A 20,410-nucleotide genomic window follows, 5' to 3' on the forward strand; every position below is an offset into this window, starting at 1 on the left:
CCGGGCCACCTTACCGGTGCGGGCGTCGCGACCCGCCCCGCGCGAAGGCGTGGCGGGTGCGCTTGAGACGGTCCTCACAGCTCCCGGAGGTGGCGCGCGATGTCCGGAATTTCTCCCAGTTCGCCACCGGCCACGGCGATGACCAGGCCGTATGCCCGTTCGAGGTCGGCGTCGGCGAGATCGACTCCGTTCACGGCGAGGAAGGTGGCCGCGCAGAGCCAGGCAGCCCGCTTGTTCCCGTCGACGAAGGGGTGGTTCGTGGCGACGGCGTGCAGCAGCGCGGCGGCCTGCTCGTACACGCCCTCGTACGCGCTCTCCCCGAACATCCGGGCCCGCGGGCGGTGCACGGCGGACGCCAGGAGTCCGGGTGCCCGCAGCTCGGGGACGCCGTCGCCGGTGAAGGCGATCCGGGCGATCTCGGTGGCTTCGCCGACGGTGAGGAAGCGCGGGGCGGTGCTCATGCGCCGAGCCTCCTCAGAAGGGTGTGGTGCCGCTCGGCGAGGCGCAGCGCCTCCCTGCACACGCGCTCGGCCTCGGCGGCCAGGAAGCCCGCGCAGGCCTCGGCGGCGAGCTCCTCCGGGGTGACGCCCCGGGCGTCGGCGAGGTCGGCGAACCCGTCGCCGACCGTAACGGTCGTCTCACTCATACGCGGAGGGTAGGGGGACGGCGACGGCGAGGGCCACGGGATTAGGACGCGTCGGCCCCGGCCGCGTGCAGCCGCGTCGCGACCCACGCCCCCGCCGCCGCCACCCCCGCCATCGGCAGGAAGACGGCCGCGAAGGCGGCCGGGTGGGAGCCGGTGGCGCCGCCGGCGTCCATCGCGTGGCCGACCGCGCCGCCGCCGAGCGCCGCGAAGGCCGCGCCGCCGGCGGCGAGCAGCAGGACGTTGGAGAGGCCGTCGGAGATCTGGAGGGCGGCGGAGTTGGCGCCCACCTCCTCCGGGGCGGAGAGCTTCATGAGGAGGACGCTCGTCGAGGAGATCACGGCGCCCATGCCGAGGCAGCCGAAGGCCCAGGCGACGGCGACGACCCACACCGGCACGGACGCCATCAGCACGCTGGGCGCGGCGGCGATGGCGAGCCCGACGAGGATCATGCCGAGGACGGTGAGCCGTTCCCGGTACGGCTCCGTCCACGGCCGGGCCTGGATCCAGGAGCCGAGCGCCCAGGTGAGGCCGCCGACGGCGAGGGAGAGCCCGGCCAGGGTGGGGCTGAGGCCGCGCTGGGAGACCAGCATCAGGGGGACGAAGGACTCGGCGGCGATGAAGGACCCGGCGGCGATGCCGCGGAGCAGGATGACGGAGGGCAGGCCGCGGGCGGCCCGGTAGGTGCCGCGCGGCAGCAGGCCGCGGACGGCGGGCACGAGGAGCGCGAGACCGGCGGCGGCGGGCAGCAGGGAGAGCCAGCTCAGTTCCTGGCCGGCGTACTGGAGGAGCGCGGCGCCGGCGGAGATGCCGAGGGCCAGCATGATCCGGCGCCGGTCCCAGGGCGCGAGGGGTGCGGCCGGGTCGGCGGGGCCGGAGGCGGTGCGGCGGATCGCGGGGAGGGCGAGGGCCAGCGGGAAGACGACGAGGGCGGGGATGCCGACGAAGACCCAGCGCCAGCCGAGGTGCTCGGTGACGGTGCCGGAGGCGAGGGGGCCGACGACGGAGGGGACGACCCAGGCGGCGGCGAAGGCGGCCATGATCGCGGGCCTGAGGTGTTCGGAGTAGGCGCGGCTGACGATCACGTACAGGGCGACGATGACCAGACCGCCGCCGAGGCCCTGGACGGCCCGGCCGAGGATGAACTGCCACATGGCGCCGGCGGTGCCGGAGAGCAGCAGTCCGGCGGCGAAGGCGCTGATGCCGGCGGTGAGGGGGGCGAGCGGGCCGCTGCGGTCGGACCACTGGCCGGCGAGGACCATGCCGAAGAGGCTGGTGGTGAAGTACGCGGAGAACGCGAAGGCGTAGAGGGGGATGCCGTCGAGCTCGCGGGCGGCGACGGGCATGGCGGTGCCGACGGCGGTGGCCTCGAAGGCGATGAGGAGGACGACGGAGACGATGCCGATGCTGAGCGCCCGGTGCTCCGGGTCGAGGACGGACCCCTTGGTGTCGCCTGGTGCGGCAGGGGGTCCGGGTAGGGCGGCGACGTCGGCGTCGCGGGGTTCGAGGGCGCTCATTCCCCCAGGGTAAGAGGTGATCCCGTGGTTGGCTCCTGTCAGGAGGCGGGATCCGGCTCAGCCGTCGGACGTAGGTCCACGAACGGATTGTTGCGGCGGTGTGGCAGTCGCATGGCGTGCCCCCGGAAACCCTTGAGCCCCTCCCGGCCCCCGCCTACGGTCGTACTCGTGCACCACACGACCGTGTGCCCGAGTGGTTGAGGGGCTCGCCTGCAAAGCGAGTTACGTGGGTTCAATTCCCGCCACGGTCTCCAAGGCTCTTCTGACCTGCACTTATGGTCGGACGACGCGGCTTCCTGGCTCTGTGACTCCGTATTCGGCGGAGCTAGGCAAGTCGCTTGAACTAACAACGCTTGCCCAGCTCCCTCACTCCCCGTCCCGGGGGAGAAGGGTCACGAGCATGGGCACACCCGCCTTCAAGAGCCCGCTGCGCTCACAGATGCGCGCTACGGCGCACGACACACGAGCAGCAAGCGCAGACACGCACCTCTCATCACAGAGCGCCGTACGTGCGCTCACGTCGCCTGAGGACGTACGTCACGCACTGCTCGCTGAGCTGAGCTTGCACCTAGAGACCACGACCAACAAGCACGGCCGACCATTCCAGCGGAAGACCATCAACGCCTACGCGAACGCTGGCAAAGCCCTGTCGACCTGGATCGGAGCATCTGCGCACGTCAACGCGTTGGGTGTGGCAGTAATCAGCTTCACCGACGTCGACACCAGCACGGCCAACGCGTTCTTCCGCTCCAGACCAAGGACGTGCCGAAGAGCCAGGACGGCCAGGGCGGCTACACCGGCGGCGTCACTACGACCCAGCGGAACCTTCGAGCCCTGTTCGTCTACCTGGCCGAGGAGTACGACCACCCCAATCCGTACCTCGATCCGAAGCTCCACCGGTACGCGGCTCCGCAGCTCGGGAAGCCCAAGACGCTGTCCGAGGAGTTCATCAATGACTGCCTGGCGGTCACGGGGAACGGCTCACCGAGGGTGCGTGACTTCCTCACGGTCCGCGATCACGCGATGCTCCGGGTCCTCACCGAGGGTCTGCGAGCAGAGGAGGTCTTGAACCTCCGCGTCCAGGATCTCGGCCTTCCCGGACACACCCTCGTAGTCGTGCCGCTCAAGGGAGACCGCAACAGTACGGACGGCCGCGTCATTCCCTTGCAGCCCAAGACCGTGAAGGCGATCACCCGGTACCTGCGCGTGCGACAGGACCACGTCATGGCGAACCCGGAGAACCCGAACGCGACCCCGTTCCTCTGGCTTGGCACCCGCTCACGCCGACCGCTCAGGTACATGGCCCTCTATCGCATGGTGAAGAAGCGGGCCGAGGAAGCCGGGTATGGCCCCGAGGCCGTGACGCCCCACTCCTTCTGTCACACGTGGGCCGACGACCTTCTGTCGGCTGGCGTCTCGGGTGAGAACGTCATGGCCGTACGCGGATGGAAGAGCCCCGCCATGCTCCGCAGGTACGGCGCAGACATGGCCAGTCAGCGAGCAGTGACCGCCGTGCACGCACTGGGCGATAGGTACTGACCGCCGGCTCAGCCTGAGGGGGTGTGGGGCGTCCATCACCTACGTTCCACACCCAGCCCGCTCACTGCGCTTGAGCCTTCCGGCACTCCTGGTCCAGCGAGCGCACAACCTCCGACGGGTTCATTGCGTCCTTCTGAGCCTGGGCGGCGTCTCGGTCAGCCTGGGTCAGGCTCTGATCCTCGATTGTGGACGAAAGCTCAGCCAGGCGCTGAAAGTCGGTGACGGTGTTAGAGAGGTCGTTCCAGCGCGGATCTACACGCGCTGCTCTGGCTGCCAGGTTGGCTTCCTCGTTGAGGCCGTCTGCCACCTCTGCCCACTTCGCGTAGCCCCATGGAGTATCGGTATCGGCTGAGCCGCCGCCGTCAGACGACCGGGAACCGTTCTCGTATCCAAGGTTCGTACACACCCGCCGGGCAGCATCAGAGGCTGACTCGCTCGGGGACCCCATGCACCCCGCCAACGCCAAGCTCACCACGACGGCCACGCCGAGTCTTCGAACCTTCACCACGACCACCCCACCCTTACCGGCGCGCTCCCCAGCACCTCCCCGTCTGCCAGGAGGGTAGCGACCCCGGGACGGCGGGGGTACGCCGCCGTCTCAAGCTGGCCGGAGGCAGTCTTGACCGCGCCCAGTCGACACGGCCAGGCTCGTGCAACCAGACGCAACCGAGGAGCCCGCGAGCAAGACCATGGCTCTAGTCTTCTTCGGCAGGGGCCCCAACAGCAACATCGACCACTGTCCCAGCCGTAAGCATTTCACCCGACAAGGGACAACCAAGATCTGCAAGAGCCTGCAAGAGAACTGAAATAGGGGGCGTATGGAGGAGTATCACTCGGCGCCGCCAGGTCTTCGGACGGCGCCCACAGACTGCACCTGTCCGAAGGCACAGTGTGGTGGCGCAATCGTGACGGAAAACAGCCGGCAAGCATGCCCGCACCATCGTCACGACCCGCACGAGGAACATCACCTGGCCAGGTGATGCCCAGGGCCGCTCCCGCTGCAAGACAAGGCTCGCCGACGGATTGCTGGCGCAGCTGCATGGATACGCCGCATCGGGCATGCGTCCAAATAGAGAGTGCTCGACTTGTTCCACTGGCACTGAGATGAACACGTCGGTTCGCCGTGAGCCCTGGAAGACGCCCTCGCCAAGGCCCTGATGTCTCTAGGACTGCATCGCGCGAATGCTCATTTCAGGAGAGGCAGACCGCGCCGCAGAGCCGTAGTCCGGGCTAGACGGGTGGAGACCCGTCTAGCCCGGGGTGTGCGTCTACTAGTTCATGTTGAGACGGATCGACGACATGACGTTCGCCGTTTCGTTAATCGTCATGTTCGCGTGCTGCGCAAACAGCTGAGTCTGGAACGTGTAGTTCTGGAAGCCCTTAAGGGCATCCACCTCGGGGTGCTGGATGGGGGAACAGACGTAGCAGGCAAGGGAGTTCATGCGATTATCCCAGCCGATCTGCCCAAGGTTCGCGTAGTCGCAGTAGAGGCTGAACGACGCACCCGTGCCACTGTTGCCGTCATAGAGACGAGAGACCAGCCAGGGGTGGCACGTCCCGGTGACCTCAGCTGCTGCGGGAGCAGCCGCTATGCGGGTCTGCTTGGGGACGGCGACACCCCACTTGCGGGCGACGGCCTTGGCGGCGTCGCCGGGAAAGGCACCCTTCGCGAGCAGGTCGAGATCTGCCTCCCGCTCGGTCGCGAAGCAGGTGAGCTTGCCCTTGCCCTTCCCATCGTGGCAGTGGGTCGGACCGATCTTCTTCTCCAGCGCGGCCAGAGTGGTCACGGCGCCCTTGTACTCGACACTGGCGGTAGCCATCCCGGTCGCATCGGCCGGCGTTTCGGCAGAAGCTGAGGCGGCAGGGAGGGCGAGCACAGTCATGAAGACTGCGGCCAACGCAGCGATTACCTTGTTTCTCAACATGCCTTCACCGTATGGGGTTTGCGCTCGCATGGGCACAGGTTTTCGAGCCATGCCTGCTAGCCCGTCAGGTTCGCGTCACCCCTCCGGCGCATCCGCCACGAACGAGCCTCGGCCCAGCTCCGTGTAGACCCGCCCCTCTTCCCTCAGGGCAACCACGGCCTTCTGAACCGTGGACGGGACCACGTCCAGCTCAGCGGCCAACTGGTTCACGGCGGGGAAGCGCTCCCCGGCCTTCCACTCCCCCGCGTCCAGACGACGGCGCAGTTCGGCAGCTACCTGCGGCCACACGGGCTTGCTTCGGTCGAGATCCATATCGTCAGCGTCCGCGTATCTGCGTGTCCACGCGACCGCGTATACGCGAATACGCATACACGCGTATGCTCCGAGCGAGTGACAACAGAAGACCCCGGCGAGGTGGCTAGACCTCCCGGGGCGTGGCCGATCACCCAAGGAGTGACCGACGTGAGAAGCGTACTTGCCCTCATCCTCGCGTGGCTCATGCCCTCCACCGGCAGGCGTCGGGCCCAGATCGAGGAGACCGCTATTGGCGACACCCCTCCCGCGGATTCCCCGACGCGGCGTCTCCTCATCACACGCGATGCGCTGGGTGTGGGACTTCCCGCCCTCCGCTCCCCTCGCGAGCCGGAGTACCTGCGCGGCGAGGACGTGGCGCTGATCCGTCCGTACTACGCCCGCTTCGAAGAGGACCAGGAGCGCTGGCGCCAGCGTGACCGCCGCACGGCTCTGTTCCTCGCCACGGTCGGCATCGACTTCCAGGGGGCGACGGCATGAGTCGGAACCCACGTCGGCGGCAGGCAGCAGTCCGGATGTGTTCGGACTGCGAGCAGATCACCGACCAGCCGGTCCTGATCCAGCGCATAGAGCCGAAGGACGGGATCGGCTGGAGCCTGTACGCGTGCCTCACCTGTGCGCCCAAGCACCTGAGCGCCCTCGGTGCGCGGATCCTCTGGCTCTTTCACGCGGCCGACTGCTGGGAGTGCAACAACGAGGCCGAGTGTGAGATCAGCGTGGTTCTGCGCCAGGTCTTCGAGCCTGAGATCAAGGCCAAGTCGGCATGACGGCTCCGCCGAAGAAGCGAGCCGGGCGCACTGGGTACGACGCCAGACCGCTCGGGTTCATCGAGTGGCTGAACGCCTTATCCACAGTCTGTGGCTACTGCTCAGGCCATCGCACGGTCTGGTGCCCGGACTACGGAGGGTTCGCCGGCTGTGCGACGTGCTCGCACGTGCTCAAGGTCGCGTGCCCCGTCTGCGCTGGTGGCCTGCTGGAGAAGTGGCGCCCGTGACCACCTCTGGCCCCCGCTCCATAACGACTCTCCATGGAGTCCAGCCGTAGCCCTTCGGACTGGGTGACGTACTCCGAGAGTCTCGACCTGCCAGCACGACAACGACCCACCGAGGAGCCGAGATGACCCGCCAGCACTTCGACCACAGCAACTGTGACCACGAGAGGACCAAGAGCACCCGTGCGAAGTGCCGCACGAACATGCGGGCCGCTGCCGTCTCGGACGCTGCCACTCCCACGGCTGCGCCCAAGCCCGTCACGGCCAAGCCCGCCCCCGCGAGGAAGTCGCCGACCAAGCCCGCTCCCCCGGCTGAGCCCGCCGACTAGTTCCACACCACCCCGAGCAGAGAGCCCCGACACTCCCCCAGGCGATCGGGCTTTCGTATGGGCTGACCTGCGCGGACGTGTGAGCAGGCCAAAGCTCAGAGAGCACGTGAGCGGAGAGCCCGAGCGAGAGCCCGAAGGGCCTGAGACAGGACGGGCACGACAAGATCCAAAGAGCATTGGCCGCAGGTCTCGTGGGGTCATTGGATGCAGAAGTGCAGGTCAAGGCAGGCGAATTGACGCAATCAAAAAAGCTGGTCACCATGAACCTCGACTGCTCGCCTCGGGGGTGAGCGCACTCCGCGAAGGGAAGTGCTGTGGCGAAGGGTCACAAGTGTCCGAGCTGTGGCAAGAACACGCTCCAGCCGTACACCACCAACCAGTTGAGGTGCTCCGGCTGCGCCACGATCGTCAAGAAGTAGGACCCTAAGCCCCTAGCTCTGGTCCGCTACAGCAGCCAGCTCCACTCATGGCCCGGCACTCGCGAGAGTGACCGGGCTTTCGCATGGCTGACCAGGCACAACGCGCTCGCCGGCGAAGTGATCGGGAAGCTCTGCGCGCGCTTCTAGGCGCCCAGAAGAGTTCGCACGACGAGAGAGACGCACTCACGCTCTCAGCGCCCGAGAAGCGTCGTTCTGTCGCCCTAACGCACAAGCACGCGCGAGACGTTCGCTCGCGCTCACGCGAACTACTCAGCAACGCGCCCGTGCTGGATCCGGTTGCACGCGCGACAGACCCGATACCCGCGATAGAGACGGGTGTTCTCGCGAGTGAAGTCATGGCCCCGCTTGCAGTGCGTCTTCCCCTGGTGCTGATTGCCAGGGCGGAAGGGGTATCGCCCCTTGGCCACACAGTCGCGGTTGTTGTCGCCAGCGTCGCCCACGAAGAAGTGCCGAGGGTTGCAGCACGACGGGTTGTCGCAGGTGTGGCACACGAACTCATCGCGTTCCAGCTCGTACCCGAGGGTTCTCTCGGTAAGCCAGCGGTGCGCCCGCTTCTTCTTACCATTCACCTGGAACTGCCCATAACCCTTCTCGGTCAGCTTTCCAGTCCAGGGCCAACACGCATTCCACCCGGCTCGAATATCCACGTTAGCCACGGAGCGGGCAAAGGCATCCTCATATCGATTGCTCATAACACCACGCTATCCACGATTCTGCGGCTTCCCCACGCTCGCGCGCCATATACAACACCTTGCCGTCTTGTCAAGCATCTGTCATTCTCGAATTGCCGAAGAAAGGAAATCGGCACGGAAATCGATTGGCCGAAAGGAGGAAAGTCGTGGCGGAAAAGAAGACCAGCAACGCTAGGCCGCGGAAGCCGGATTCTCCCGTGGGCGCTGGCACTCTCAACGCGGCCGAGCTAGACGCCCGAGCGGAGAAGATCTACGCCCTCCACAAGAAGGGGCACTCCATCTCCGCCATCCGCCGAGCAACAGGGCTGAGCAAGGACGTGGTGGAACGCAGCATCGACCGGGCTCGAAGGATGCTGCCCACGGACACTGCGGACGACCTGCGTACCGACCGTGAGTCGTCACTCACCGACATGGTGCGCGAGGCTCACAGGAACCTGGCCCAGGCTGAGACGGTGAGCGAGAAGAACGCCTGTGTGCGGACTATTGCCGACCTGAACATGAAGCTGGCCAAGCTCCTCGGGCTCGAAGTGCCGGCGGAGCTCACTCTGGAGCTGGAGAAGGGAATTCAGATGGAACTGTCTGGGGCGGTGATCTGAACTAATGCCGCTTCGATCTCTGGCCCGGGCCCGTCAACGCGCTGAGGCTGGTGTGGTTGTTTGCACCGCGCACGGCCCGCTCTGCAAGAAATACCCGGACCACCCCGTGATAAGGGCCTACGCCAAGCATGAATGGAACCTGTTCACCAAGCCATTCATCGAAATGGCATACGGGCCCATCGGTGAACTCGACACGGTAGAAGTCCCATGCGAAACGCGGAAACTCTCGGACGAGCAGATCCGCAACCGGCGCGAATACGCGGACGCGGTTCACGCTGCCCAGAAGAAGAATCGCCAGATTCCCTCGCCGCCCTGGATGGGGATTGACGTGGATAAGGACCTCGCGGCTCTGCTCTCCGGACTCAACGAGCACCACACCCAGCACGTACCCGACTTCGAAGAGATGGAGTGACCGATAGCCAGCCGACAGAGCCACCAGATGATGGCCGCCCTCCAGGCGGTCTGGGGCGAGCCGGAGACCGACCCGACGGAGGGTGCCGATCCGACCTCGCTGGAGATCCTGCGCCGGGCGCGGGGCCCGGTGGACTACAGCCACATGCACGAGGCCAACCGCGAGGCCGAGGAGAAGCACGGCCAGGCGGTCCGAGCCCGGACGGCGAAGCTCCGCCGGGAGGGTGTGCCGTACCCCGAGGAGACGGCACGCCGCCAGCTCGACGCCGAGGCCGAGGCCGCCCGCGAGCAGGCCCGCAACCGATGGGTCCATGAGGCCATGCGCCGGTCCAACGACTCCGAGCAGCAGCAGGCCGAGTGGGAGGCGCGCCAACAAGCCGCTCCGCCAGGACGGCAAGCCGGAGCCGGGCGCCCCGTACGTGACCCCGGACGGTCAGAACGGCCACCGGGGTGAGTGGAAGAACGTGCGAGCCGTGAGCGTCATGGACGGACACACCATCTGCGTGGATCACTGGGAGCAGCCTGGGGGGAAGTAGGGCTCACGCTCACCGGGTTGTGTGGGACGTGAGGCAGGGATGGGTCCGGTTAGCCTCTCGCGGGTGTGCGGGAGCTGGGGTGGGTGAATCCCCCGGCCAGTGCCCAGGGTGCCAGGCAAGCGCTCTACGAGACGCGCTCTGTGGCCGCTCGTTTCAGGCCGTCCACGTCCCCCAACTGGCTGTGCTGGGCAAGTTGATGAGCAGCCCGGCGCGTGTTGATCCGGCACGTGCCACGCCTCTAAGCTGCACGTTTGTCACAGTGCTAGGAACCGCTACTCCATAGAGCTGCAAAGCGAGTTACGCGGGTTCAATTCCCGCCACGGTCTCTACCGGTTCCGGAGGGTTTCCTTACGGAACCTTCACATCCGCCCGCGGACTGTGCCACAGTCCGCGCATGAGCGATCACGGCAGACGCAGACTGGGCGTCATCCTCGGCGTGGGCCTCGCCTGCGGCCTTCTGCCCGGCATCACCCTGACCGGCACGGAGACGGTGGACATCGTCCTCTCCGTCCTGATGGCGAGCGTCGTCATGACGGTCCTCACCCAGGTGATCTTCATAGGCCCGTCGGGCCGCGTCCCGCTCCCCGCCCTCCTGGTCTTCGGCCTCGCGGGCTTCGTCCAGGACGCCCTGATCTGGTGGCTGCTCTCCTGGCTGGGCCCGCAGATCGCCTACCTGCACGTCGACGGCCTCGCGACGATCCTCCTGGCGGCCCTGATCACCCGCGCGACCCTGCTGCTCCTGTCCCAACTGGGACCGATCGCGGAGCCGGCGGAGGGCTGAGGGGCCCCTGCCGCCCCCCGCGTCCTCAGGGCACCAGCTTCTCCGGCACCGTGACCCTCTCGGCGCACCCGAGCAGCCCCCGGGTGCTCTCCGCGAGCGCCTTCAGCAGCTGATCCGTGGACACGGACCGGGTCGTGCGGTCCGTGTCGACCACGGAGACCTGGAGCGGCAGCTCCTCGCCCTGTCCGGCCCGGGTGCCGGGGACCGTGCACGGCATGATCAGGGAGCGGCCGTCGAACTCCTCGCGGCGGTCGAGATAGACCCCCTTCGCCACCTCGCGGAACTCGCGCGCGTGCTTTCCCCCGGTCACGAAGGCCACGTCGTACCTCGACCAGCCGACCGTGGCGTTGACCCAGGCTTCCTTCCCGTCGGCCCGGCCCTCGATCTGGCAGGGACGGAAGGTCGTCCGCGCGAGCTCGTCCGTGTCGGGATCCCAGCCCTGCGCCTCCACGAGCATCCGCTGCCTCATCTCGGTGAGCGAGCGGTCGTGCGGCTGGAAACCCTCCAGGTCGGCCCGGAGCGCCTCGACGTTCTGCTCCCCGAACACCTTCCCGCAGTTCTTCAGGGCGGCCGGGGGCACGACCCCCGTACGCTCCTTCCCCCCGCCGTCCCCGCCGTCGGAGCACCCGCTCAGGACCAGGGCCGCTGCCAGGGCGCCGGCGGCGATCCCCGGCAGTCTCCGCGTCCTGCTCACTGTCCGCCGCCTCACTTGTTCGCGGTCAGGTCGTCGACGCTCTTCGCGCCCGTGTTGTACGAGTACTCGATCTCGCGGATCAGTTCCTGCCGCTCGGACCGGGTCAGCCCCTGCGTCTCGGCGACGTTCAGGGCGGGAACGACCACGGCGCGACGGCCTTCCTGGCGGGCGTCCACGACGGCGGAGTCCGCGTCGTCGTCGTTCTTGTACTCGTTGTCCTTGAGGTACTGCAGGGTGTCCGAGGCGTAGTCCGTGCTGACCGCGGACCCGACGGTCTCCATGATGATCGGGACCGCGGTCGCCGCCACGAGTCCCGCGGCGGGCCCGAGCACCACGGCGGAGCCGACACCGACCACCGCGGCGACACCGCCGCTGACGGCGGACTTCCGCCACTCGGCCTGCTTCTCCATCTCCAGGTTCCTGGCCTCCTCCTGGTCCTTGAACTCCAGGGAGATGGCGTCGATCCGCGACTCGTCGAGGATGCCGTGCAGCTTGGTCGAGTTGTGGAGGAAGGTGAGCTGGGAGTCCTTGTCCCCCTCCAGGGCCTTGAGACCGCCGGCCTCGAAGACCTGCTGCGCGGCGGAGAGCGTCTTGTACCCCTGCTCGTCGCCCGCGACGGCGTTCATGAACCGGAGGCTCGCGCCCTCGCCGAAGTCCGTGCGCGAGCTTCCGTCGCTGCTCGCGCCGAAGAGCTTGTCCCGGCCGAGGGCGTCGCCGGAATCGCCGAAGTTGTACGTGGAGTAGTTCAGGTCGTCGATGTAGGCGGCGCCCATCCGCCCCAGGCTGTCCATCAGCGGCTTGTGCTGCCCGCGGAGCTCGGTGTTCGTCCCGTACGAGTCGATCACCTGCTTCATGATCTCGGCGGACTTCTCGTCGCGGTGCAGCTGCGGGTTCGGGTCGTCCCAGCCGTGGCCCGTGGTCGCCGCCTCCAGGGCGTGGCCGAGGGCGTCCGGCATGTACTCCGCGGTCTTCTTCCAGTCGTCCGGGTCGTGGCCCTCGACGTCGGGGAAGAACTCGTAGTCCTTGTTCTGGAAGTAGTCCAGGTAGCCCTTCTGGGCCCCGTCCTTCTTCGGGTCCAGGTCCACCGTCCCGCCGACGCCGCCGTCCTTGTCGTAGGCCGTGGGCTCCTTGGAGAAGTACTCCTTCGCCGCCTCCGGGCTGTGCCCGAGCGCCTCCAGCATCGAGTTCACCGGGTCGAAGCCGGAGCCGTTGACGCCGGACGGGTTGTACTGGTTCTTCAGCCAGCCGCCGCCGAGCGGCTTGCTGTCGGCGAACATGTACGGGTCCTTCGCGTGCAGCTGGGTGACGTGCTCCGCGATCGGGACCAGGAACCTGGGGTCGTAGTTGCCGTAGCGCATGATGCCGCCGAGCAACTGGTAGCCGTACGCCGGGTTGTTGTCGTACTTGACCAGCGGGATGCGTTCCGTGCCGAGCTTGCGCATGTCCGTGGACCACTTGTCGGTCCACGCGTCGCCGCCCTGCGTCGCCGTCGCCAGGTTGAGGCCCAGGTTCTTCTGCAGGTCCTGGACGTCGGCGAGGCGCTGCTTGTCGACCTTCGCGTAGTCGTACGTGTCGGTCGACAGCTGCCCGAAGAACTCCAGGGCCCCCTTCGGGCCCATGCCGTCGTAGAAGGCCCGGGAGAACTCCTTCGAGCCGCTGTTGTCCTTGAGGAGCTCGTTGAGACGCATCAGCTCCTCGTGCGAGATGTCCCGGCCCTTCTTGGCGAGGTCGACGGCCCGCTGCGCCTCCTCGGCGTCGAGGCTCGTGAACTTCGGGGCGCTGAAGTTGTTCCGGTCCCCGGTGTTGTCGGCCCGGAGCGCGTTGGAGCAGGCCACGTCGGCCTCGGTGCAGACCTCCAGGATCGCCTTGATGCGCTCCTCCATCGCCCGGATGTCGGCGCGCTCCTTGCGGACCAGGTCCTGGAAGTCGGGGTCGTGGCGGGCGCCGGGGTCCTTGATCTCGGAGAGCGGCTCCCGGGCGGCGACGGTGCCGTCGGCCTTGACGTAGAAGCCCTTGGCGGGGGCCTCCGTCTCGGCGATCGCCTTGAGGTCGTCCTGGGCCTTCTTGAAGGCCCGGTGGCCGTCGGCCAGGACCTTGTGGATGCCGTCGGCGGCCTTCGCGGCGTCGCCGAACTCCTTCGCCGTCTTGTCCACGAAGGGCTTCGTGACCTCGGCGTTCACCCCGCGCCAGTAGTCGTCCCTGGCCTTCGCGGCCATGGTGGACCGGGCGTCCTGGGTGAGCGTGTCGAGCTTGCCCTTCAGGGCGGACCAGTCGTCGGCGGCCGTCTTCATCCTGTCGAGCGCGGCCTGCATGACGTTCTGATAGGTCAGCACAGCGGATCCCCCGGCCTACTTGAGGTACTGGTCGATCTGGGAGGCCGCGAGGGCCGCCTTGATGTCTTCCTCTTCCTTCGCGTGCGAGGCCGCGCTGTAGTCGAGGTGGTTGGAGATGTTCGCGCAGGCGTCGAGAAGCGTCTTCAGCTGGGAGTCCCAGGTCTCCTGCACGGCCGCCATGGCCGAACCGGTGAGGAAGTCGTGCCCCTTCAGCTGGGTGGCCGCCTCGGTCGTGCTCGTACGGGCGTGGTTGCCGTCCTTGGCGAGCCGGCCGTGCAGCGCGTACGCGGCGCTGCCGATGGCACCGAGCTTGTCCTGGTCGACGCCGAGGTCGGCGCTGCCCCCGCCGCCCCCGGGCTCGGGCGCGACCTGGTTGAGCCTCATGCTCACGTTGGCCGTCGACGTGGACCGTACGGACGCCCACTCGTCCTCGAACGACATGCTCTCCCCCGTGGCGACTGTCCTGCGATGATCGTTCCGGCTTCGCCTCAGCAAGTTCCGCGCCGGGCGAGGCATCGCGATCGTAGCCCGCCGGTCATCTCCGAGCACCCGTTCGGGCGGTCCCTACAGAGGATCTCCCCTCATTTCCAAGGTTCTCGGGTGCCAGGCGCTCCGCTTCACCTTCGCAACTCGGACAGCCCGGGCGTTCCGGCCCGGGAGCGGCCCTCCGCTCCCGCCTCGATAGGCTCTCCCGGCGCCCCGTCACCACAGGGCGCGGGAACGACGGGGGGACGTACACGTGGAGCAGTCGCGCACGCGGGAGGAGTCCGCGCGTCGGATCGGCCCGTACCGGCTGATCACCCGCCTCGACCCGCCAGGACCGTACGGTCCCGCCGTCCCCTGCCGCCGGTTCGTCGCCCGGACGCGGGACGGCGAGCGCACGGTCCTGCTGAGCGCCCCGCTGCCCGGCGCCGACCCGGCCCGCTTCGCCACGGAGGCCGACGCGGCCCGACGGCTCCTCGGCCCGTGGGTCGCACCGGTGACGGACCTGGCCGCGCCCGGCGAGACCCCCTGGTACGCGACCCCGTACGTCCCCGCCCTCCCCCTCCCCGTCGCCCTCGCCGTCCACGGCGGGCCGCTGCCCGAAGCGACCGTACGGGCCGTCGGCACCGCCCTCGCCGAGGCGCTCGCCGCCGCGCACGCCCAGGGCCTCACGCACGCCGGGGTCTCCCCCGCCGCCGTCCTCCTCACCGCCGACGGCCCCCGGCTGAGCTGCTTCGGCGCGGTACGGGCGGCCGGCGCCGACGGCGAGGCGCGCACCGGCCTGCCGGGCCTCGAACCGGGCACGCTCGCCCCCGAGCAGGCGACCGGCGGCCGCCCCCGCCCGCCCGGTGACGTCTTCGCCCTCGGCGCGGTCCTCGCGTACGCCGCCACCGGCCACACCGTGCCCGAGCGGGACGAACTCCCGCCCGCCCTGCGCCCGGTGGTCTCCTCCTGCCTGGCCCGCGACCCGGCGGACCGCCCGACCGCCGCGGACGCGAGGGCGGCCCTCGCACCGCCCACCCCGCACCTGACCGTCCTGAACTCGGCCGGTTCCCTGCTCACGCCCGGCTGGCTGCCGGGCCGGGTCGTGGCGGCGCTGGCCCGCCAGTCGTCCGAACTCCTCGCGGCCGAACTTCCCACCGGCACGGACCCCGACACCTCTCCCGGATCTGACCTGACCTGATGCTGTCGCCCCTGACCCACGACGACCCGGCCACCGTCGCCACCTACCGTCTCCTCGCCCGCCTCGGCTCCGGCGGCATGGGCACGGTCTACCTGGCGCGCACGCCCGGCGGCCGTACCGTCGCCCTGAAGACCGTGCACGCCCGTCTCGCGACCGACCCCGCGTTCCGCTCCAGGTTCCGCCTGGAGACGGACGCGGCCCGGATCATCGGCGCGCGGCACGGCGCGGCCGTCGTCGACGCCGACCCGCTGGCCGAGACGCCGTGGCTGGCCACGGAGTACGTCCTCGGCCCACCGCTCGACGACGCCGTCGCGCTCGGCGGCCCCCTGCCGGAACCGACCGTCCGCGCCCTCGGCGCCGCCCTCGCCGGGGCCCTCGCCCAGCTGCACTCCTCGGACGTGGTCCACCGCGACCTGAAGCCCTCGAACGTCCTGGTCACCGCGTACGGCCCGAAGATCATCGACTTCGGCATCGCGCGCGCGGCCGGCGACGACCACCTCACCCGCACGGGGGCGGCGGCGGGCACGCCCGCGTTCATGTCGCCGGAGCAGGCGAGCGGCGAGGAACACACCCCGGCGGGCGACGTGTTCGCCCTGGCCGGCGTCCTGGTGTTCGCGGCCACGGGCCACGGACCCTTCGGCAAGGGCTCCCCCGCCGACCTCCTCTACCGCGTGCGCTACGCCGAACCCGACCTCGGCGGCGTACCGGCGGCACTGCTGCCGCTCCTGACGGCGTGCCTCGCGAAGGACCCGGCGGCCCGCCCGACGACGCACGCCCTGGTGGACCACCTCCACGACGGCCACGGCGAGTTCGCGGACCACCTGCCGCCGCTGCTCCTCGCCGACATCGCCCGCCGGGCGACCGACGTCTGGCTCCCCGCCCCGCACCGCCTCCCGGCCCCGACGGAATCCGCGACGACGCCGACGACCCCGACCACGCCGGTCTCCCGCCGCCGCGCCCTCTCCGTCGGCGGAGCCGCCCTCCTCGGCACGGCGGCTGCCGGCGGCGGCCTCTGGGCCTGGCTGGGCACCCGCGACACCACCACGGGAACGGGCGGCACCCCGGCGGCCACGGGCCCCACGGCCATCCCGGCCTCGACAGCTGCGGACGGGTCGCCGGCACGGGTGTGGCAGGGCGAGTCGTTCGACCGTGAGGAGAGGACCACACCGCTGCTCGCCGACGATGTCGTGGGAGTCGCCCAGGCGGGTTCCTACCGGGCGTTCGACACACGCGACGGCAAGAAGCTCTGGGACGACATCATCGTGTTCGAGCCCCAGCAGATCACCACCGACGGCAGCTTCTTCTACGGCTCCAACGGCCCCACCGAGGGCCCCGGCATCCTCCAGATCCGCACTCTCGCTCCCCGCACCGGCAAGGAAGCGGCGCGGACCATCGAGATCAAGGGCTTCGACGGCTCCCAGTTCGGCACGCAACTCCTCACCGCCGCCGACGGACGCCTCATCACCGCCTCACGTGCCGGTCGGTACACGGACCCGATGGAGGACCGGGAAATCGGCTGGCACCTCCTCGCCATCGACCTGCGTACGCGCCGGGAGATCTGGCGCCGGCCGTACGAATGGGGCAACGTCCGCCCCTGGCTGTCCCGGATCGTCGACGACCGGCTGGTACTCGGCAAGAACAGCGACGACCTCGAGTCCTTCGACGTCCAGGCGAGGGATCTGCGCACCGGTCGCCAGCTGTGGCGGCGGAGCGTCCCGCTCAAGGACTCCATGTCCTTCAAGCCCGGCCAGCTCATCACCGACGACCGGCACCTCTACCTGGGCGGCGACCGCCTCCGGGCGCTGCGCCTCAACGACGGCGGTGTGGCCTGGGAGTACGGCAGCGGTTCCGCCTTCGGGATCCCCGCCGTAGCGGACGGTCTCGTCCACGCGAACGAGGCAGGTCGCGGGCTCGTGGCCGTCACCGCCGACAAGGGTGCCAAGGTCTGGGTGGAGCAGGCGTCCGGCCGCAGCCTCACCCCGGAGCTCCTCTCGGTCCCCTTGGTGGGAACCAAGTACGTGTACGCGCCTGTCCGAGGTGGTCTGAGCGCGGTCGACCGCGTGACCCACCGCTCGGCCTGGGTCTTCCCGACGGAAGCCAGCCGGTACGTCGTCAACACCTCACGAACCCGGATCATCGGGGCGGGAACGTCGTCCGTCGTGGCCTTCCCCTTCGCCTGAGCCGTTCCCTCCTGCCACACCCTCCGTCCACCGCCAACCGGAAAGCAGCCCGTGACCACTCAGCCCCTCGCCACCGGCGACCCGCTCCGGCTCGGCCCGTACCGGCTCCTCGGCGTCCTCGGCGAGGGCGGCATGGGCAAGGTGTACGTGGGCCGGGACGGCGCCGGGACCACCGCCGCCGTCAAGGTCCTCCGGCCCGAACTCGCCCACGACCAGCACCTCGCGCAGCGGTTCGTCCGCGAGGCCGACATGGCGCGGGCCGTCACCGGCAAGGGCGTGGCGCGGGTCCTCGGCGCGCAGACCGAGGGCGGACGGCCGTGGATCGCGGCCGAGTTCCTCGCCGGGCCGACCCTCGACGAGGCCGTCCGCGCGTACGGCCCGATGGACGTGCCGACGGTCCGCGCGCTGGCCGCCCAGCTCGCGCGCACCCTCCACGACATTCACGTGGCGGGTCTGGTCCACCGCGACCTCAAGCCCGCGAACATCGTGCTCACCTCGACCGGCCCGCGGATCATCGACTTCGGCATCGCGCGCCCCGAGCACGGCCTGACCCTCACCACCACGGGCCAGATCCCGGTGACCCCCGGATACGGTGCCCCCGAGCAGGTCCTCGGGCAGCGCGTCGGACCGGCCTCGGACGTCTTCTCGCTCGGCGCGGTCCTCGCGTACGCGGCGAGCGGGCGGCGGACCTTCGACGGGGGCCATGTCGCGGCGGTCCAGTACGAGGTCGTGCACGGCACGCCGGACCTGAGCCTGGTGCCTCCGGAGCTCCAGACGCTGATCGGCCCGTGTCTCGCGAAGGACCCGGCGTCCCGCCCGGCTCCGCCGCAGGTCGCCGAGGCCTTCGCCCCGCCGAAGGGCGCCGACCGGGCGTGGCGCAAGGGCCCGCTGGCGGAGGACATCAGGCGGCGGGAGGCGGCCACGAAGCGCCTCACGGCTCCCGAGGACACCGCCGTACCCGCCCCCGCGCCGACCCGGCGCCGTTTCCTCACCGCCGCGGCGGCCGGCGTGGCCGTACTCGGCGCGGGTGGCGGGGCCGGGGCCTGGTGGCTGAACAGGGACGGCGGTTCACCCACCGCCGACGTGCCGCTGGCGGTGGCGACTCCGGAGGCGCCATTCCTCTCGCTCATCGACAGCAAGCCGGGCGAGGTCCCGAAGGCCCTGTGGGGCCCTCTCGACGTGACCGCCCCGAACGGTCGCCCCCCGCTGCCCGTACGAGATGTGCTGGTCGTGCAGGCCAAGAACAGCGGTCTGCTGGCCCTCTCCGTCACGGACGGCAAGGAACGGTGGCGGGCCAAGGACATCGACGCGGACGCCGGGTACGTCTCCGTCGCCGACCGGCTCGTCGTCGGCGCCGACAGGGACGGCGTCCTGAACGCGTTCGTCGCCTCCACCGGCAAGCCCGTGTGGCAGACGCGGTCCGACGTCGACGACGTCCTCGCCGCCGACGACACCCACGTCTACCTGGTGACGAGGGAGAACGAGCTGCACGCCGTCGACGCCTGGACGCTCGCCACCACCTGGACCCGCCCGATGGCCTCCCCGCGCTCGCCGAACGGCCCCGCGAAAGCGGTGGCCGGCCGGAAGCGGCTCGTGATCCACGGCCGGGACGGCCACGTCGAGGTCCTCGACACCACGACGGCCGAGACCATCTGCACGCTCAAGGGCCAGGGCACCCAGGGCCAGGCGCCCGCGATCAGCGGCAACACCTTCTACATCGGCGGCCCCGACCTGGTGGCCAGGCGCCTCGACGACGGGGGCTTCCTGTGGAAGGAGGAGACCAGGAACTACGGCAACCTGCGGCAGGGCTGGTCCAGCCCTACCGCCGACGGCGCATCCGTCGTGGCTGTCGACGGCTACATGGCCTACCGGCTCGGCACGGTCGCCGACACCGGCCGCTCCAGCACGGAGTGGTCGGTCGTCATGGGCGAGTTGGGCACCCCGACCGGCACCCTCACCGCCCCCGTGGTGGAGGGCGGGACGGTCTGGTTGCCCGAGCCCGACGACAGCGCCGTCCGGGTGGTGAACAAGACCGGCGAAACGAAGCTGTTCACCGTGCCGATGGAGCGTGAGGGCGTCTTCCAGCTCGTCAGCGACGCCCACCGCGTCTTCATCGGACGCGGCGGCAGGATCGCGGCCATGCCGGTCTTCGGCGAGTGAGGGGCCTCTCCCCTCAGGCCCGCGCCTTCGTCGGCACCCCCGTCGCCAGCCCGTCGTCCCCCTGGCAGCCCAGCTTCGCCGAGACGTCCCGGGCCGCAGCGTTCGCCAGGGTGATCAGGCGGGTGCGCTGTTGCTGGTCGGTCTCCGGGACGTCGCCGGGGCCCCACACGCTCGTCTCGACGACGATCTCGTGCGCCGGGGCCTTGAGGCGGCAGGAGAAGTACAGCTTGCCGAGACCGGAGGAGGAGTAGGCGCGCAGACCCGAGGTGAAGTACGTGGCCTTGTCGGAGAGCCGCGTGTCCACCTCCGGGGCCTCCTTCACCGCGCCCACCTCGATCTTGAGGTCCTTCTCGCCACCCTCCCCGGGACGGAGACCGCAGTACGTCACCGGCTGCGGCCGGTAAGAGTCCGCCCACGGCGCGGCCGCGGCGTCCCGCAGCGCGGCGAGGGCCTTGTCCGGCTTCGACAGGTTGTCCTCGAAGCGGTCGCCGCCCAGGACGGCGTTCAGCGCCGTCGTGGCCGCCGTGTCCTTCGCGAAGCCGCCGCAGGCCTCGGCCGCCGTGAGGCCCTTCGGTTCCTCCGTGGACGCCCCGCCGCCGGAGCAGCTCGTGAGGAGGGCGGCCACGGCGAGGGCCGCGGCCGTTCGTGCCGGCGCAGAGCGCATG

General features: G+C 69.6%; 21 protein-coding genes and 1 tRNA gene. 12 read left to right on the top strand and 10 right to left on the bottom strand.

The genetic code is table 11. The features are described from left to right. Window positions 1-74: 74 nt before the first annotated feature. The 3 genes from ACN9MM_RS15030 to ACN9MM_RS15040 are packed head-to-tail and all read right to left on the bottom strand — an operon-like array spanning window position 75 to window position 2,160. Window positions 75-461, bottom strand: coding sequence for a type II toxin-antitoxin system death-on-curing family toxin (locus ACN9MM_RS15030; RefSeq protein ID WP_426364087.1), 387 nt, complete (start codon window positions 459-461; stop codon window positions 75-77). Beyond that, window positions 458-646, bottom strand: coding sequence for a hypothetical protein (locus ACN9MM_RS15035; RefSeq protein WP_426364088.1), 189 nt, complete (start codon window positions 644-646; stop codon window positions 458-460). The genes ACN9MM_RS15030 and ACN9MM_RS15035 overlap by 4 nt, the downstream gene beginning before the upstream one ends. Before the next feature lie 41 nt (window positions 647-687). Further along, complete coding sequence (locus tag ACN9MM_RS15040; protein WP_426364089.1) at window positions 688-2,160, bottom strand: MFS transporter; 1,473 nt, start codon at window positions 2,158-2,160, stop codon at window positions 688-690. A 179-nt stretch (window positions 2,161-2,339) separates the two neighbouring features. Between ACN9MM_RS15040 and ACN9MM_RS15045 the strand changes: the two genes are divergently transcribed. Continuing rightward, window positions 2,340-2,414 (top strand) — tRNA-Cys (locus tag ACN9MM_RS15045). Window positions 2,415-2,922: 508 nt separating this feature from the next. Next, entirely contained in the window at window positions 2,923-3,699 is a 777-nt protein-coding gene (locus ACN9MM_RS15050) for a tyrosine-type recombinase/integrase (protein ID WP_426364090.1), read from the top strand. A 61-nt stretch (window positions 3,700-3,760) separates the two neighbouring features. On the opposite strand, the gene ACN9MM_RS15055 is transcribed toward ACN9MM_RS15050, so the two are convergent. The 3 genes from ACN9MM_RS15055 to ACN9MM_RS15065 form a co-directional block, all read right to left on the bottom strand. Next, window positions 3,761-4,006, bottom strand: a complete 246-nt coding sequence (locus ACN9MM_RS15055) for a hypothetical protein (RefSeq protein WP_426364091.1) — start codon at window positions 4,004-4,006, stop codon at window positions 3,761-3,763. Window positions 4,007-4,970: 964 nt separating this feature from the next. Continuing rightward, window positions 4,971-5,624, bottom strand: a complete 654-nt coding sequence (locus ACN9MM_RS15060) for a hypothetical protein (RefSeq protein WP_426364092.1) — start codon at window positions 5,622-5,624, stop codon at window positions 4,971-4,973. A gap of 75 nt (window positions 5,625-5,699) precedes the next feature. Beyond that, window positions 5,700-5,936, bottom strand: a complete 237-nt coding sequence (locus ACN9MM_RS15065; protein WP_426364093.1) for a GntR family transcriptional regulator — start codon at window positions 5,934-5,936, stop codon at window positions 5,700-5,702. Window positions 5,937-6,086: 150 nt separating this feature from the next. Here ACN9MM_RS15065 and ACN9MM_RS15070 point away from each other — a divergent pair, with 150 nt between their 5' ends. The 7 genes from ACN9MM_RS15070 (at window position 6,087) to ACN9MM_RS15100 (ending at window position 10,712) form a co-directional block, all read left to right on the top strand. Then, the gene (locus ACN9MM_RS15070) at window positions 6,087-6,416 is read left to right on the top strand and encodes a hypothetical protein (protein WP_426364094.1); all 330 of its coding nucleotides are present in this window, start codon (window positions 6,087-6,089) and stop codon (window positions 6,414-6,416) included. A gap of 35 nt (window positions 6,417-6,451) precedes the next feature. Continuing rightward, window positions 6,452-6,703 (top strand): hypothetical protein, encoded by a 252-nt coding sequence (locus tag ACN9MM_RS15075; protein ID WP_426364095.1) that lies wholly within the window; start codon window positions 6,452-6,454, stop codon window positions 6,701-6,703. Window positions 6,704-7,052: 349 nt separating this feature from the next. Continuing rightward, window positions 7,053-7,256 carry a hypothetical protein gene (locus ACN9MM_RS15080; RefSeq protein WP_426364096.1) on the top strand — a complete coding sequence of 68 codons (204 nt, stop codon included), beginning with the start codon at window positions 7,053-7,055 and terminating at the stop codon, window positions 7,254-7,256. Between the two features lie 1,278 nt (window positions 7,257-8,534). Beyond that, window positions 8,535-8,984 carry a hypothetical protein gene (locus tag ACN9MM_RS15085; RefSeq protein ID WP_426364097.1) on the top strand — a complete coding sequence of 150 codons (450 nt, stop codon included), beginning with the start codon at window positions 8,535-8,537 and terminating at the stop codon, window positions 8,982-8,984. Between the two features lie 52 nt (window positions 8,985-9,036). After that, window positions 9,037-9,396 (top strand): hypothetical protein, encoded by a 360-nt coding sequence (locus ACN9MM_RS15090; RefSeq protein ID WP_426364098.1) that lies wholly within the window; start codon window positions 9,037-9,039, stop codon window positions 9,394-9,396. Window positions 9,397-9,423: 27 nt separating this feature from the next. Continuing rightward, entirely contained in the window at window positions 9,424-9,849 is a 426-nt protein-coding gene (locus ACN9MM_RS15095; RefSeq protein ID WP_426364099.1) for a hypothetical protein, read from the top strand. 476 nt (window positions 9,850-10,325) lie between these two features. Continuing rightward, window positions 10,326-10,712: a hypothetical protein gene (locus tag ACN9MM_RS15100; RefSeq protein WP_426364100.1), complete on the top strand. Its 387-nt coding sequence runs from the start codon at window positions 10,326-10,328 to the stop codon at window positions 10,710-10,712. Between the two features lie 25 nt (window positions 10,713-10,737). Here ACN9MM_RS15100 and ACN9MM_RS15105 read toward each other — a convergent pair whose 3' ends face one another. Genes ACN9MM_RS15105 through ACN9MM_RS15115 form a run of 3 tightly spaced genes read right to left on the bottom strand, consistent with a single transcriptional unit; the run spans window position 10,738 to window position 14,180 of the window. Continuing rightward, complete coding sequence (locus tag ACN9MM_RS15105; protein ID WP_426364101.1) at window positions 10,738-11,406, bottom strand: hypothetical protein; 669 nt, start codon at window positions 11,404-11,406, stop codon at window positions 10,738-10,740. Window positions 11,407-11,417: 11 nt separating this feature from the next. After that, window positions 11,418-13,739, bottom strand: coding sequence for a hypothetical protein (locus ACN9MM_RS15110; protein ID WP_426364102.1), 2,322 nt, complete (start codon window positions 13,737-13,739; stop codon window positions 11,418-11,420). A gap of 15 nt (window positions 13,740-13,754) precedes the next feature. Continuing rightward, a complete protein-coding gene (locus tag ACN9MM_RS15115) occupies window positions 13,755-14,180 on the bottom strand; it encodes a hypothetical protein (RefSeq protein WP_426364103.1) in 426 nt (141 codons plus the stop codon). A gap of 298 nt (window positions 14,181-14,478) precedes the next feature. Here ACN9MM_RS15115 and ACN9MM_RS15120 point away from each other — a divergent pair, with 298 nt between their 5' ends. Genes ACN9MM_RS15120 through ACN9MM_RS15130 form a run of 3 tightly spaced genes read left to right on the top strand, consistent with a single transcriptional unit; the run spans window position 14,479 to window position 19,745 of the window. Further along, the gene (locus tag ACN9MM_RS15120; protein WP_426364104.1) at window positions 14,479-15,405 is read left to right on the top strand and encodes a serine/threonine protein kinase; all 927 of its coding nucleotides are present in this window, start codon (window positions 14,479-14,481) and stop codon (window positions 15,403-15,405) included. After that, window positions 15,405-17,585, top strand: coding sequence for a protein kinase domain-containing protein (locus tag ACN9MM_RS15125; RefSeq protein WP_426364105.1), 2,181 nt, complete (start codon window positions 15,405-15,407; stop codon window positions 17,583-17,585). Before ACN9MM_RS15120 ends, ACN9MM_RS15125 begins: the two co-directional genes overlap by 1 nt. Before the next feature lie 51 nt (window positions 17,586-17,636). After that, window positions 17,637-19,745 (top strand): protein kinase domain-containing protein, encoded by a 2,109-nt coding sequence (locus tag ACN9MM_RS15130; RefSeq protein WP_426364106.1) that lies wholly within the window; start codon window positions 17,637-17,639, stop codon window positions 19,743-19,745. A 13-nt stretch (window positions 19,746-19,758) separates the two neighbouring features. Here ACN9MM_RS15130 and ACN9MM_RS15135 read toward each other — a convergent pair whose 3' ends face one another. Continuing rightward, window positions 19,759-20,409: a hypothetical protein gene (locus tag ACN9MM_RS15135; RefSeq protein ID WP_426364107.1), complete on the bottom strand. Its 651-nt coding sequence runs from the start codon at window positions 20,407-20,409 to the stop codon at window positions 19,759-19,761. Between the last annotated feature and the right edge of the window lies 1 nt (window position 20,410).

It is taken from the genome of Streptomyces sp. E-08 (assembly GCF_049913095.1).
Lineage (GTDB): Bacteria > Actinomycetota > Actinomycetes > Streptomycetales > Streptomycetaceae > Streptomyces.